This window comes from Ruegeria profundi (assembly GCF_049800715.1).
GTDB lineage: Bacteria > Pseudomonadota > Alphaproteobacteria > Rhodobacterales > Rhodobacteraceae > Ruegeria > Ruegeria profundi_A.
The window spans coordinates 88,835-102,343 of record NZ_JBNAFO010000004.1; the positions used below are offsets into that span (position 1 = coordinate 88,835).

Annotated in this window: 13 protein-coding genes; 6 read left to right on the top strand and 7 right to left on the bottom strand. The window is 58.5% G+C overall.

All coding sequences use genetic code 11. From position 1 onward, the window contains the following. Window positions 1-36: 36 nt before the first annotated feature. Window positions 37-495 (top strand): NUDIX hydrolase, encoded by a 459-nt coding sequence (locus ACP15L_RS08385; RefSeq protein ID WP_170377943.1) that lies wholly within the window; start codon window positions 37-39, stop codon window positions 493-495. Between the two features lie 81 nt (window positions 496-576). Then, the gene (locus tag ACP15L_RS08390) at window positions 577-2,055 is read left to right on the top strand and encodes an inorganic phosphate transporter (RefSeq protein WP_425083829.1); all 1,479 of its coding nucleotides are present in this window, start codon (window positions 577-579) and stop codon (window positions 2,053-2,055) included. A 62-nt stretch (window positions 2,056-2,117) separates the two neighbouring features. Here the strand turns inward: ACP15L_RS08390 and ACP15L_RS08395 are convergent, their stop codons facing one another. Both ACP15L_RS08395 and ACP15L_RS08400 read right to left on the bottom strand, forming a co-directional pair. Next, window positions 2,118-3,092: a 2-dehydropantoate 2-reductase gene (locus ACP15L_RS08395; protein WP_425083830.1), complete on the bottom strand. Its 975-nt coding sequence runs from the start codon at window positions 3,090-3,092 to the stop codon at window positions 2,118-2,120. Between the two features lie 74 nt (window positions 3,093-3,166). After that, entirely contained in the window at window positions 3,167-4,129 is a 963-nt protein-coding gene (locus tag ACP15L_RS08400; RefSeq protein ID WP_170640329.1) for a pirin family protein, read from the bottom strand. Between the two features lie 283 nt (window positions 4,130-4,412). On the opposite strand from ACP15L_RS08400, the gene ACP15L_RS08405 reads away from it, so the two are divergent. Together ACP15L_RS08405 and ACP15L_RS08410 are read left to right on the top strand one after the other, a co-directional pair. Beyond that, window positions 4,413-4,892 carry a twin-arginine translocation pathway signal gene (locus ACP15L_RS08405; RefSeq protein WP_425083831.1) on the top strand — a complete coding sequence of 160 codons (480 nt, stop codon included), beginning with the start codon at window positions 4,413-4,415 and terminating at the stop codon, window positions 4,890-4,892. 8 nt (window positions 4,893-4,900) lie between these two features. Further along, the gene (locus ACP15L_RS08410; protein WP_425083989.1) at window positions 4,901-5,497 is read left to right on the top strand and encodes a ferric reductase-like transmembrane domain-containing protein; all 597 of its coding nucleotides are present in this window, start codon (window positions 4,901-4,903) and stop codon (window positions 5,495-5,497) included. Here ACP15L_RS08410 and argF read toward each other — a convergent pair. Next, the gene (gene argF / locus ACP15L_RS08415) at window positions 5,494-6,420 is read right to left on the bottom strand and encodes an ornithine carbamoyltransferase (RefSeq protein ID WP_425083832.1); all 927 of its coding nucleotides are present in this window, start codon (window positions 6,418-6,420) and stop codon (window positions 5,494-5,496) included. The genes ACP15L_RS08410 and argF overlap by 4 nt on opposite strands. 68 nt (window positions 6,421-6,488) lie before the next feature. Continuing rightward, a complete protein-coding gene (locus tag ACP15L_RS08420; protein ID WP_425083833.1) occupies window positions 6,489-7,676 on the bottom strand; it encodes an aspartate aminotransferase family protein in 1,188 nt (395 codons plus the stop codon). A 302-nt stretch (window positions 7,677-7,978) separates the two neighbouring features. Between ACP15L_RS08420 and ACP15L_RS08425 the strand changes: the two genes are divergently transcribed. Further along, window positions 7,979-8,869 (top strand): DMT family transporter, encoded by an 891-nt coding sequence (locus ACP15L_RS08425; RefSeq protein WP_425083834.1) that lies wholly within the window; start codon window positions 7,979-7,981, stop codon window positions 8,867-8,869. Here ACP15L_RS08425 and ACP15L_RS08430 read toward each other — a convergent pair. Continuing rightward, on the bottom strand, window positions 8,851-9,654 hold the full coding sequence (locus ACP15L_RS08430; RefSeq protein WP_425083835.1) for an ABC transporter permease: 804 nt from the start codon (window positions 9,652-9,654) through the stop codon (window positions 8,851-8,853). The genes ACP15L_RS08425 and ACP15L_RS08430 overlap by 19 nt on opposite strands. 125 nt (window positions 9,655-9,779) lie before the next feature. On the opposite strand from ACP15L_RS08430, the gene ACP15L_RS08435 reads away from it, so the two are divergent. Continuing rightward, entirely contained in the window at window positions 9,780-10,355 is a 576-nt protein-coding gene (locus ACP15L_RS08435; protein WP_425083836.1) for a GcrA family cell cycle regulator, read from the top strand. A 227-nt stretch (window positions 10,356-10,582) separates the two neighbouring features. Here the strand turns inward: ACP15L_RS08435 and gntH are convergent, their stop codons facing one another. Then, complete coding sequence (gene gntH, locus ACP15L_RS08440) at window positions 10,583-11,785, bottom strand: guanitoxin biosynthesis MBL fold metallo-hydrolase GntH (protein ID WP_425083837.1); 1,203 nt, start codon at window positions 11,783-11,785, stop codon at window positions 10,583-10,585. A 268-nt stretch (window positions 11,786-12,053) separates the two neighbouring features. Then, window positions 12,054-13,130 carry a T6SS phospholipase effector Tle1-like catalytic domain-containing protein gene (locus ACP15L_RS08445; RefSeq protein WP_170471890.1) on the bottom strand — a complete coding sequence of 359 codons (1,077 nt, stop codon included), beginning with the start codon at window positions 13,128-13,130 and terminating at the stop codon, window positions 12,054-12,056. Window positions 13,131-13,509 lie beyond the last annotated feature (379 nt).

The following is a 13,509-nucleotide window of genomic DNA, read 5'->3' on the forward strand; positions in this document are numbered from 1 at the left end:
TGCATTGAGGTAAAATGTTTTCCGAGCGGCAGAAGAATGAAAGCGCAGTTGCAGAGAATCTGGGATGAGGTCGGACGACCTATGATACAGCGACCTAAGCGCGTGCAGGTGGCCGCCCTCTGTACGCGTCAGACCAAATCAGGCCACGAGGTTCTTTTGGTGACCAGCCGCGATACCGGGCGCTGGATCATTCCCAAAGGTTGGCCGATCGACGGACTGGACGGTGCCGGAACTGCCCTGCAAGAGGCCTGGGAAGAGGCCGGCGTGCGCGAGGCCAAAGCCAAAAAAGAGCCGGTGGGTCACTTCACCTATGACAAGGTCCTCAAAGACGGCTCGATCGAAGCGGTGTTGACCAGCGTGTACCATCTGCGCGTGACGAAACTGCTGGATGACTTCCCCGAAGCAGATCAGCGGCAGCGGAGCTGGGTGACGCCGAAGATTGCCGCTGAACGAGTTGATGAGCCCGAACTCAAGGCCCTGCTAAGGCATCTTTAAAGGTCAAGTGGCGTCATGGTTGCCCTCAGGTCGCTAAACCTGTAGGGACCGGCGTCAATCTTTTTGGACCTTATCACACCCATGTCGAACACGAACTCCAAACCGCGCTGGAAAGCGCTGGATAGCGACCTGCATCGCATCTCGCGGGTCGAGACAGCAAATGCGCATGTCGCCCGCCCCTTGCTGGCGCCGGGCATCGCGCTGGCCTTCATGGCACTGGCCGGGTTGACGGCGGCGGTTCTGTTTGGGCAGGCGGATGGTGGCGTGATCGTCGTCGCAGCGGCTGCGTTCGGGGCCTATATGGCAATCAATATCGGCGCCAATGACGTGGCCAACAACATGGGCCCGGCCGTGGGTGCAAATGCCCTGACCATGGGCGGCGCGATTGCCATCGCGGCCATTGCCGAAAGCGCAGGCGCGTTGCTGGCGGGTGGAGATGTGGTCTCAACCATCTCCAAGGGGATCATTGATCCGGCCTCGGTCCAGAACAGCAATGTGTTCATCTGGGCGATGATGGCGGCGCTGATCTCCTCGGCCATGTGGGTCAACCTTGCGACCTGGCTGGGCGCGCCTGTTTCGACCACGCATTCCGTCGTGGGCGGAGTCATGGGTGCTGGCGTTGCCGCGGCAGGGCTGAGTGCGGTCAGTTGGGGCACCATGGGGGCGATCGCGGCCAGCTGGGTGATCTCGCCGGTTCTGGGAGGCGTGATTGCAGCTGTGTTTCTGGCGCTTATCAAGGCCAAAATCCAGTATCAGGACGACAAGATTGCAGCCGCGCAGCGCTGGGTGCCCATCCTCGTGGGGCTGATGGCCGGTGCGTTCGCCACCTATCTGGCGGTGAAGGGGCTGAAGAAAATCGTTGCGATTGATCTGAACACAGCTGTTCTCATCGGTCTGGGTGCTGGTCTGCTGGCATGGGCCGTGACGGTGCCTTGGGTGCGCCGCCGCTCACAAGGGCTAGAGAACCGCACGCGGTCGTTGAAAACCCTTTTCGGGCTGCCTCTGGTGATTTCTGCGACCTTCCTCAGCTTTGCGCATGGGGCCAATGACGTGGCGAATGCGGTCGGACCGCTCGCCGCTATCGTGCACGCAGCCGAGTTCGGAGATTTTGCCGCCAAAGTCACTATTCCCACATGGGTCATGGTGATCGGAGCTTTTGGGATTTCGTTCGGTCTGTTCCTGTTCGGGCCGAAACTGATCCGAATGGTGGGCAGTCAGATCACCAAGCTGAACCCGATGCGCGCCTTTTGCGTCGCGCTGTCTGCGGCCATCACCGTGATCCTGGCCAGTTGGTTGGGACTACCGGTCAGTTCGACCCACATTACCGTGGGCGCCGTTTTTGGCGTGGGTTTCTACCGTGAATGGCATTCTGATCGACGCTGGGCGCAATCTAACCGCCAACGCCCTCCCGAGCAGCGACTGGCGCGGGAAGAGCATCAGCGGCGCAAGCTGGTTCGTCGGTCGCATTTCATGACGATCGTGGCCGCTTGGGTGGTGACCGTTCCGGCGGCGGCTGCGTTATCCGCCGTGATATTCTGGATGCTGACTGCATTTGGATAAGCTGGGGATTTGCGAGGCTCTGCCTCGCGCTCCGGGATATTTTTAGCCAGATGAAGAGCGGATCAGGGTCTGATCTGGGCAGGCCGCATGGGTTCTGTAGGGGTTGCGCGGACCAATTCGGCAACCCGGCTGTTGATTGGGGTTGGTCTGTTCAGGGACTGGCCAAGACGGATGATTTCGCCTTGCAGGCTGTCGATTTCCGTGGGGCGGTCGGCGCTGAGGTCATAGGCCATCGAGGTTCGCGCGCTGGGGTCGATGGTCAGCATTTTTGAGGCGACGCGCTTAAACAGCGGTGTCGGTAGGCGCAAGATATGCGGCGTCATCCATGCAGGCAGCGGCGTGGTCGAGGCGACCGGGTGACCGGCGGCTTTTAGAACCGAAAGCGCCTCGGCCATCTGATCAGCCATCAGGCGACGCCAATTGTGGTCCGTCAGTTGTTCGACCAGCGTAAGGCCCGATAGCGCGTTCAGCGCGTTGTTGAGGTTGATGACAAGCTTGCCCCATTGAACAGCCTCGATCTGGTCGCTCTCGGTGATTGGAAGCTGGGCACTGGTCAGCTGTTCGGCCAAGGACCCCGGGCCCGCTTGTATGACGATATCCCCGGACGTGGCGCGGTGATAGGTGGCCGGTCGGTTTGGAACCACGTTGAAAGGGACCATCCCTGCGCGGACATCGTGGTTGGGCAATGCGGCGCGCAGGGTTCGGGCGTTCTCCATCCCGTTTTGCCACGAAAGGACCGGGGTCGACTGCGAAGCATGCGCAGCGATCAGCGCCGCCATGTCTTCGGTCGCACCAGATTTCACAGTGACGATGATCAGATCGGCTTCGGCCAGACAAGTGGGATCTGTGCTGAGTGTCAGCGACGTCGGCGGAACCGTGAGATCGAGACCCGAGAAATCGGTAACCGTCAGCCCCTGCTCTCGGATCGGGTCCAAGACGCGGGCGCGGCCGAGCAGAGTAACCATATGCCCGGCATCAGCCAGCAATGCACCGCAATAGCAACCGATACTACCCGCACCTGCAATGACGATCTTCATGCCGATCCCTCCGTTGCCGGAAGGATCACCGGGTTGGCGTGTCGGGGCAAGCCCAGAGCGGGGTAACGTGGCGTTCAGCGGGCCAGTCTGGGTTTGGTGCGTTCCAGTTCCGGCGAGATTGGAATGAACTCCTGATCATCGCCGGGGGGCAGGTGGAAGGCTCCGTTCGCCCAGTCGGCGTTTTTCCATTCCCGCGTTGCGTGTTCGATCTTTTCCTTCGACGAGGACACGAAATTCCACCAGATATATCTCTCTTCGTTGAGGGTCGCGCCGCCCAGCAACATAAGCCGCGCGCCCATCGGCCCGGCCGTGACCGAGAGCTTGTCGCCCGGACGGAAAACCATCATGCGCCCTGCCTCGAATTTATCGCCCGCGATCTCGACCGAGCCTTCGGTGACATAGACACCCCGATCCTCGTGGTCGTCTGGCAGCGGAAATGACGCTCCAGGGTCCAGTTGGACATCCAGATAGAAGGTCTCGGACAGCATGGTGACCGGGCTTGTCTCACCATAGGCCGAGCCGAGGATCAGGCGGGCGCTGACGCCTTTGTCCTGAATATGGGGCAGCGCGCCTTGTTTGTGATGCTCGAAATCCGGTGCCATATCCTCATGCGCTTCGGGCAAGGCGATCCAGGTCTGGATACCGAAAAGCTTGTTTTCGCGGGCGCGTGTTTCGGCACTTGTGCGTTCAGAATGGGTCACGCCGCGACCGGCGACCATCCAGTTGACCTCACCGGGGTAGATCATTTGGTGCGTACCCAGACTGTCTCGATGTTCGAACTCGCCCTGATACAGATAGGTCACGGTCCCCAGCCCGATGTGAGGATGCGGGCGGACATCGATGCCGCCTTCGGTGATGAACTCGGCTGGACCCATCTGATCGAAGAAGATGAACGGTCCGACCAGCTGGCGTTCGACCGATGGCAGCGCCCGGCGCACTTCGAACCCACCCAGATCGCGAGCACGTGGGATGATCAACGTCTCAAGCGCCGGGTTTTCCGTGACGCAGTCGGGGGTGTGAGTCGGGTTCCAGCTCATGCCTGATCTCCTTTGGTCGGACGGGCTAACTTTCTAACGTTCCTGGATGCACTGTAGCGCAGAGTTCACGACATGTATCGCGCAAATATGCACATACTTGGTGCGGCATCTGGTTCGTTGAAGCTCGGTGGGCCATGCACCCTCACATAGCCGTGAACATTAAATCGTCCACGCTTAGACGGCGCGCGCTCGGTTTTCCAAACAAGCGTGCTATATTTTGGAATAGGCGAACCCGGCCTGTCAGGTCGGGGTAGAATGTGGGCCACATGACAGGAGAGTTTCCATGACGCGCCTTCAAATAACCCGCCGGTCTTTAATTGTTGCCGGCATTGGCACCCTCGCGACAGGTCTATCGGGCGGAGCGCATGCCAGCGGGCTTGCTGCGACCCAGTCTATGCGCGGTGGGTCCAACAATTATCGCCCCGGCGCGCCGGTCGTCGACAGGATCGGTGGCGGAGGGTTCTGGATGACAGGCTCCGTGCGACGCGCCGGAGACGGAGCGCCCCTGCCCGGTCAACGTATCCAGATCTGGGCGCACACGACCGAAGGGCACGAGCGCGATCTTCACAGTCACGGAGCTACCTTGACCGACGCTAATGGTGAGTTTCGGCTGGAAATGCCCCAGATCGTGCCTGCCTTCGGCCAACCGCATGGGCATTTGGCCTATGACAGCGGTGAGTTCCAGACGGTGTTCCTGCGGCCCGTGATGTCCAGCGCGAAAGACAAAACGCTGGCCGCACATTTCGTACTGCAACCTGCCTGAGCGACGTGATCCGCAGCGCTCTGATTTGGCTGGGGATTGGGGCGGCGCTGCTTGTTCCGTTGATCGCGACTGCAACCAGCCCTTATCTCGCTTGGCGTGACCCCATCTACATCCTAGCAGGGTTTGCCGGGGTTCTGAGCCTTGGGTTGTTGTTGCTTCAACCTCTACTGGCGGCCAGAATTTTGCCGGGTCTTGTCCCGATGAACAGCCGTCGCCTGCACAGATGGGTCGGGATTACGTTGATCGTGGCGATCTTTATCCATGTTGGCGGCCTTTGGATTACCAGCCCTCCGGATGTGGTGGATGCGTTGCTCTTCGTCTCAGCGACTCCGTTTTCTGCGTGGGGAGTGATCGCGATGTGGGCGGCTTTTTTCGCGGCGTTTTTGGGTATCTACCGACAGCGCATGGCCTTGCGGTTTCGTGTCTGGCGGCTAACGCATACGATGCTGGCTTCCGTGACGATCATCGGAAGCGTTGTGCATGCCATGCTGATCGAAGGCACGATGGAGATCATGACCAAGACAGCCCTATGCGCGTTGGTTCTATTGGCGAGCGGACGGGCGCTCGCCAAACTGCGTGTTTGGGAGGTAACGAGACAGGCCTAGACGCCCAGACACCACCGCATCACTGCTTTCTGGGCGTGAAGGCGGTTCTCGGCCTCATCAAAGATCACGGAGTTCGGGCCGTCCATCACCTCGGAGGTCGCCTCTTCCTCGCGGTGGGCGGGCAGGCAGTGCATGAACAGCGCGTCCGGCTTGGCATGGGACATCAGCTCAGTATTGACCTGATAGGGTCGCAGCATGTTGTGGCGACGCTCTTTCGCGGATTGGCTGTCATGCATTGAGACCCAGGTATCGGCAACCACCAGATCTGCGCCCTCAACGGCCTTGTAGGGATCTCGCTCAACGACGATTTTCGAGCCCTTCTGACGGGCAAAACCAATGAATTCTTCCTCGGGGTCGAACTGTGCCGGGCCGGTGAAGGTCAGGTCAAAGCCGAACTGCCCTGCCGCGTGAAGGAACGAGGCGCAAACGTTGTTCCCGTCGCCGGTCCAGACCACTTTTTTACCCGCAATAGGGCCGCGGTGTTCTTCGTAGGTCAGGATATCGGCCATGATCTGGCAAGGATGGGTGCGGTCGGTCAAGCCGTTGATCACAGGTACGTCCGAGTATTCGGCCATCTCGGTCAAGACGGTCTCGTCAAAGGTGCGGATCATGATCATGTCGACATAGCGTGACAGGACACGCGCCGTGTCGGCGATGGTTTCGCCATGCCCCAACTGCATGTCCTTGCCGGACAGAACCATGGTCTGACCGCCCATCTGGCGAACACCGACATCAAAGGACACACGCGTCCGGGTCGAGGGTTTTTCGAAGATCAGCGCGACCATATGGTCTTTGAGCGGCTGTTCATCATCCAGCGCGGCTTTTGGCCGTCCAAGGCGGGCCTGTTTCATCGCGCCCGCTTGATCAATCATGTTGCGCAGGTCGGCTGCGCCGGTTTTGTGGATATCAAGGAAATGGTTCATATCGTTTCGCTTTTGGCTATCAACGGTCGGGGGCGCTGCCCCCGAGGTATTTGTGAACAGGAGAAGGATCAGGCGGTGGCCAGGTTGGCTTCGATTTGCGCTGCGGCCTTGTCGAGGCGGATCATCGCCTGGGCAATATCGTCTTCGGTCAGGGTCAGTGGCGGCAGCAGGCGAATGACGTTGTCGGCAGCGGGAACCGTGATGACCTCGTTATCATAGCCCGCGTTGACCACTTCGATATTTGTCGCTTTGCACTTCAGACCCAGCATCAGGCCGGCGCCTCGCACCTCTTCGAAAACCTCGGGGTGGTCGGCCACCAAGCCTTCGAGTTTCTGGCGAAGCAAGCCAGCCTTGCGGTTGACGCCTTCGAGGAAGGCAGGCGTGGCGACCTGGTCGATCACGGCGCAACCAACGGCGCAACCGAGTGGATTTCCTCCGTAGGTCGAGCCATGCGTGCCTGCGGTCATGCCGCTGGCGGCCTCTTCCGTGGCCAGCACCGCGCCCAGAGGGAAGCCTCCGCCGATGCCTTTGGCGACCATCATGATATCGGGCGTGATACCCGCCCATTCGTGGGCAAAGAGCTTACCGGTCCGGCCCACGCCGCACTGGACCTCGTCCAAGATCAGCAACAGGCCGTGTTCGTCACATATCTGACGCAGGGCTTTGAGTTCGGCGTCGGGAACGGGGCGGATTCCGCCTTCGCCCTGCACCGGCTCGATCATGATTGCCGCTGTTTTTTCGGTAATCGCGTTGGTGATGCCGTCCAGATCTCCGAAAGTTAAATGCACGAAGCCAGGCAACAAAGGGCCGAAGCCTTTGGTCATCTTCTCGGACCCGGCGGCGGCGATACCAGCCGAAGACCGTCCGTGGAACGAGCCATCGAAGGTGATGATCTCGACCTTCTCGGGCTGGCCTTTGTCATAGAAGTACTTGCGGGCCATTTTTACGGCCAGTTCGCAGGACTCGGTGCCCGAGTTGGTAAAGAACACCGTGTCCGCAAAAGTATGTTCTACCAGCTTGTCGGCCAGCGCCTGCTGCTGCGGAATGTGGTAAAGGTTCGAGACATGCCACAGCGCGTGCGCCTGCTCGGTCAGCGCGTTCACAAGCGCTGGATGCGCGTGGCCCAGCGCGTTCACCGCTATGCCCGCTCCGAGATCCAGAAACCGTCGGCCATCCGCCTCGGTCAGCCAGGCGCCTTCGCCCTTCACGAAAGTCAGGGGCGCACGGTTATAGGTCGGCAGAACGGACGGGATCATCGGATCATCCTTTTAAGATAGCTTAAGCCCTGTGAGTGATACACCCGGGCCATGGTCGTCAACTGATTTGGTGGAGAACGCGCGGATTTGGACAGCGCAAATAGATCAAACGGGCGGGTTACGCGGTCAAGCGTCGGCGTCGGAGGCGCAGGATATGTGCGGTTTTGATCATGGCGGCTCGTATAGCGAGGTTCGATCTGTCTGGGAAGACTAATAATTGGAAAGCCCTGAAATTTCACAATGAGATGAGAAGCCGCCATTTCACGCTTGCTATTTCAACTCCTCTGGCGCACCGCTTGGCCATGACGCCTACACCTCAGAACCCGCCGCTTGCGGCCCTGTTGATCTTCGCCGCCAGCGCCCTGCTGGCGGGTACAACATTGCTGGCCAAAGCGTTGGGGACAGACACGCTTGGCCCTGCGCTGCATCCGATGCAGATCAGCCACGGGCGGTTTCTGTTTGCCTTTGTGGTGATCGTGACCGCCACAGCTGTTCTGCGCCCGGCGCTGAGGCGCCCTCATTGGGGATTGCATATTGGCCGAACAAGTTTTGGATGGCTGGGGATCACGCTGATGTTTGCATCCGTCGCCTATATCCCGATCGCGGACGCCACTGCGATTTCCTTCTTGAACCCGGTTTTTGCGATGGTTCTCGCCATCCCGCTGCTGAAAGAAGGTGTCGGCCCTTGGCGTTGGCTGGCCGCAGCGGTGGCTTTGACCGGGGCACTGATTCTCTTGCGCCCAACGCCTGCCAGTTTCCAACCAGCCGCCCTATTGGCCCTGACGGCGGCCGCGGTGATCGGGATGGAGCTGATTTTCATCAAAAAACTCTCAGGCCGCGAGATTCCGATCCAGATTCTGTTGGTGAATAACGGATTGGGCCTGACCATCGCCTCAGTCGCGGTGATTTCAGTATGGCAGGCGCCGACCCCCGCGCAATGGGGGGCCTTGGCCGGAATCGGGGGGCTGATGGCCTGCGCGCAGGCCTGTTTCGTCAACGGAATGGCCCGCGCCGATGCCTCGTTCGTTGCGCCCATCAGCTATGCCACGTTGATCTTCGCGGCGTTCTACGACTTTGCGATCTTTAGTGTGATCCCGGATCGGATCAGCATCATCGGCTCATCCATCATCCTGACAGGCGCGCTGATTTTGGTCTGGCGCGAGACCCTGCACCGTCAGGCTTTGAGCCGATAGCCCGTCCGCAACATCTGCCAGGTCACCGCACCAACGAAAAGCGTCGCCCCGGTGCACACTGCCATCCCAAGCCAAGGTGAGCTGTCGGACACTCCGATCATCCCATAGCGCAGACCATCGATCAGATAGAAAACCGGGTTCAAGTGGCTGAGCTTGTTCAGCACAGGTGGCAGCGCCTCGACCGAGTAGAAGGTCCCCGACAGGAAGGCCAAAGGCGTGACGATGAAGTTGGTGATCGCCGCCATCTGGTCGAATTTATTGGCAAAAATACCGGCGAATAGACCCAAGGCGCCCATGAAAGCACCGCCCAAGATGACAAATATCATGGTGATGAAAAGGTTCTGCGGCGCAATCGATAGAAACACCAGAAACGCGAGGGCCACGACACAGGCGATCAGAACGCCGCGCGCGATGCCGCCTGCAAGATAACCCAGTAAGATCTCCAGAGGGGACAGCGGCGGCATCAGGGTATCCACGATGTTCCCCTGCACTTTCGAGATCACCATCGAAGACGAGGTATTGGCGAAAGCATTCTGGATCACCGTCATCATCATGATACCAGGCGCCAAAAAGATCAGGAACGGAACACCCATCACGTCAGGCCGGCTTGGGCCGATGGCTATGGTGAAGATCAACAGGAACAATCCAGCCGTCACCAGCGGGGCCAGTAAGGTCTGGGTCCACACCGCCATAAAGCGCAGGGTTTCGCGTTTGGCCAGCGTGTAGAGGCCCATCCAATTGACCGCGCCAAACCGGCGCGCGTCCTGATCCATAAGATTCTGCATGAGAGCCTCTTAGCTGATTCGAAGACCGCTTGTAACTCGGCCCGCAGTGATTAGAATAGGGCGCTGAAATGAATTCCCAAGGCGGCCCGAATCCGGGGCCGCTTTCCGCTTTTGAAAGGCAACCGATGTCCTGGACTGACGAGCGCGTAGAACTGCTGAAGAAAATGTGGGGCGAGGGCCAGTCGGCCAGCCAGATCGCCAAGGAACTGGGCGGCGTGACCCGCAACGCGGTGATCGGCAAGGTCCACCGTCTGGGCCTGTCCAACCGCGCAACCGGAGCAACGCCCCCCAAGGCTGAGCCAAAAGAAAAACCGGCACCCGCGCCCAAGGCCGAGGCGAAACCAAAGCCCGCCCCCAAGACCGAACCCGCGCGTCCGGCCCCTGCCCCGGCAGCGGAGACGAAGCCCGCGGTTCCCGCCCGTCGTCAGATTATCCCGGCGGGTCAACCTCTGCCGCCGCAACCTTCGGCGAATGAGATCAGCCCCGAGGCGTTGGCCAAGGTCAACGAGGTTGAGAAGAAAGCCAAAAAGCTGACGCTGATGGAGCTGACCGAAAAGACCTGCAAATGGCCCGTCGGCGACCCCGCGACCGAGGATTTCTGGTTCTGCGGCCTGCCGGTTGAAGCGGGCAAGCCCTACTGCGAGGCGCATGTCGGCGTGGCCTTCCAACCCATGAGCTCGCGCCGCGACCGTCGGCGGTGATTGGGAACGCCAGAACCATATTTCTATTCTGGAATGTGGGAAGGGTACGGGGTTTCTCCGAGCCTCTTATCAGAAGAGTTGCGAAGTCAGAACAACGCTAGGCGTAACGGGCGCTTTCAAAAACACCCTCGCAGCTTTCTGCAAAGGTGTTTTAGATCGGGGCGTCGGATGTGCGGGCAAAGCCGACCTCAGAACTTCCAATTCTTTGGGGTGATCAGACGCCTTATTCACTCTTGGAAGGGAATGCTTGTATAAGCTCCGACTTCGTCATTTCCTGTGCGTTCGTTGAATGCCCTGATCATTTCGTTTGTAGCTTCAGCTGCTCCGATATCCATGCTCTCGAGATCAAATTCGGAGAACGGGAACTCTGCAGCTGAGTCAGGCGGTTGCTTGGGCATTTGTACTGGTGCCGGGAAAGACTCTTCATTGGGCACTCCTTGACGAGTACGAATACTATCTTTGGTTACATTCCAGGTCATAAAATCAGCCGCCAAATCCAATGGCCCATCATATGTCTCTCGGATTGCTGAATAGACGGCCAGCGCAATGTCATGATCGTTTTGGAAGTGGTAGCAAACCGCCAATCTTGGTTCCGTTTCGGACATAATCTTGCCGAATGCTTGCGCGGAAGTGTGCCCTTGAGAACCAACAAATATTGCTTCGGAAGGGGCAAACCCATATTTCTCGATCATGAAATCTGGAGGGGTGAAGCATTCATGAATTGCAAGGTCCGCACCTACCGCATGCTCTCTCCACCATCGCGTAGGTAGCGTGTCGGATGAAAAAGCAAACTTCAGACCGTTCCATTCAAGTAGAAAACTAACTGATTGTTCACCATGTATGGCTGGCAGGGTTCTGACCTGAACACCGTTTTCGTCAAAAATGACGTTATTTACGATTTTCCAATCGAATTCGTTAACCTCAAGTTGCAGCCCTCTGGGGTCGACCGCCGCCCCACGAGTGGCTTCTTCCCATGCCCACATTTTCTTCATGTGATCTGCCCAAGACTTTGTTCCCCACTCAGGCTTGATGCCTTCGGGCCCCCAAAGGCGAACAGGCGTTAGGCGGTTGTTTACGGGACCGGTGAAGTAAAAGGCTGGAAAATCGCCAGCATGATCTAGGTGCAGGTGACCCAAGAAGACTTTATCCAGCTGATCCAGTGGAATCCCAAGCGCCATGATCCTTTCAAAGGATCCCTCTCCCATATCGAAGATAAACTTTTCGCCATTTCCCAATTCAACTAAGAAACATGCCGCAGCTTGTTTCAGACGCGGCTGAGGCATACCGGTGCCACAGGCGACAACTCGCATTTCGTCAGGACCCAGAGCCTCGGTTCCTGGATAATAAACAGTTTGGTTAGGAAACGGTTCCGTCCTAGACCACTCGGTTGGATCATTACTTTGCGCGCCTAAAGTATTCGCCGAGGCCAAAAAAAAACGAAGATATTAACGCCAAAATACAGTTTCTGTTTTGGGCGGAAAAAGCCATTGCAATTGCCTCCGATTAGGACCACCGGGAATTTTCAATAGTTTGAAGCCGACTCATAATAAGATTGCAGATTTTGAATTCGTCTGGCAAGGCTTCAAGAAATCGGCGGATTTAGGGTAGGGCTTTCATTAAATTTCGGTTGCTGCATTGGGCTCGAACCTGACATTGAGGTGGCGGTGATCTTGGAGCCGCGGGCACATGATCGGCATTTTACTGCGCCGGATGGGATGGTAGGTCTGGTTCAGGTTGCCACCCAGGCACATCCTCCGGCGCGACCGAGGCGTGGAGGTGTTCGGACTGGTCCTTGCCCACTATCCGTCTTTTGCGCAGAAGAAAAATCTTGCCCCACCCGCGCCACGTTCCAACCGACGCCCCCTGAGCATTGGTCGGAAAACGAGCGCGCCATCCCTCCGGCAGCGGCAGCCCGTGCCGCTCGGCCTTGTCCAGCATCCAGATGAGAGAGATGTTGCTGAGGGCGCGTGCTTCTTCATAGCCGTTCAACTGACCACCCACATCGCCATGGGTGCCCCGGAACCAGACCTGTTCAACATGGCCTTTGAACTCTGGTGTGCATCTCCACAGGACAGGTTCATAGACCTCGCGGGTCTCGTTCAGGGCCATCGCGTGATATCCGTGGCGGATCGCGCGGCCCAGTTGATGATTGTGGAAGGCGTGCTTTTCCTCTGCCCAACGCCACAGCAGCGGTAGGCGCAGACCCAGCGCTTTGACCGTGTCCCACACCCCGACCATCTCAATTGCCACATCCTCATGGCAAAATTTGCGGCGGAAATCGCGGGCCGCCGTGCCACTCGGGTTGCATTCATAGTGGCGGTAGGCCTGCTTGATGTTCCGCTCGGTCGCGTGTTCCGCCTTTAACAACCCGATCATGTCGATCACACCCGCAAGGCTGCGAACACCGTAGGCCCCACGGGAATACCCTATAAAGTAAATCCGGTCTCCGGGTTTGTAGCGCGAGGCCAGATAGCCATAGGCCCGACGGATCTGCCGATTGATCCCCCGCCCCATCATCACATCGAGCGAAGACTTCCAGCTTTCCCACTGGACGCCGGCCTCATAAAACACGGAAACCTGAGGCCCCATTTCCTGACACAGGCGAAACGTCTGCCCGGCATGGGTTTCGAGGCCGGGCTCCAGCGTCGACATGGTTCCATCGAGAATGACAACATGGCTGATCGGCTCACGGTGCAGCGCCTCGGCGGAATGCTCAGAGCGTAAGGGCCGCCCGAGCCATCCAAGTACCTTTCTGCTTAACCGTGACAGAATCATATCTCAGCCACTCCTGTACTCTTCGAGGGTGCGCGCGCGTCTCAGCATTGCGCCGCCCTGGCCTTCACGGTGCATCGGCAACTGAGGCCCACGCGCCCATATCCCGCCTCCGTTCGACCGCCGGCCCATCACTTGCCCGCGCGCCGGTAGAGGCGAGGTATACTCAAGGATGGGTATCATCCGCATGCTGGACAAGAGATCCAACGAAACCGTGAGACGTTGAAGCATAGCTGCAAGCCTAAGTGGGCATTTGGGCATCATCATGACTAAGGCGTTCGGCATGCGTGACCTCATCGTTACAGCCACCATATGTCTGAATATATTACGAAAGCTCAAACGCATTGCAAAATTCCCGAAACCGTCTGACGACAGATCACGA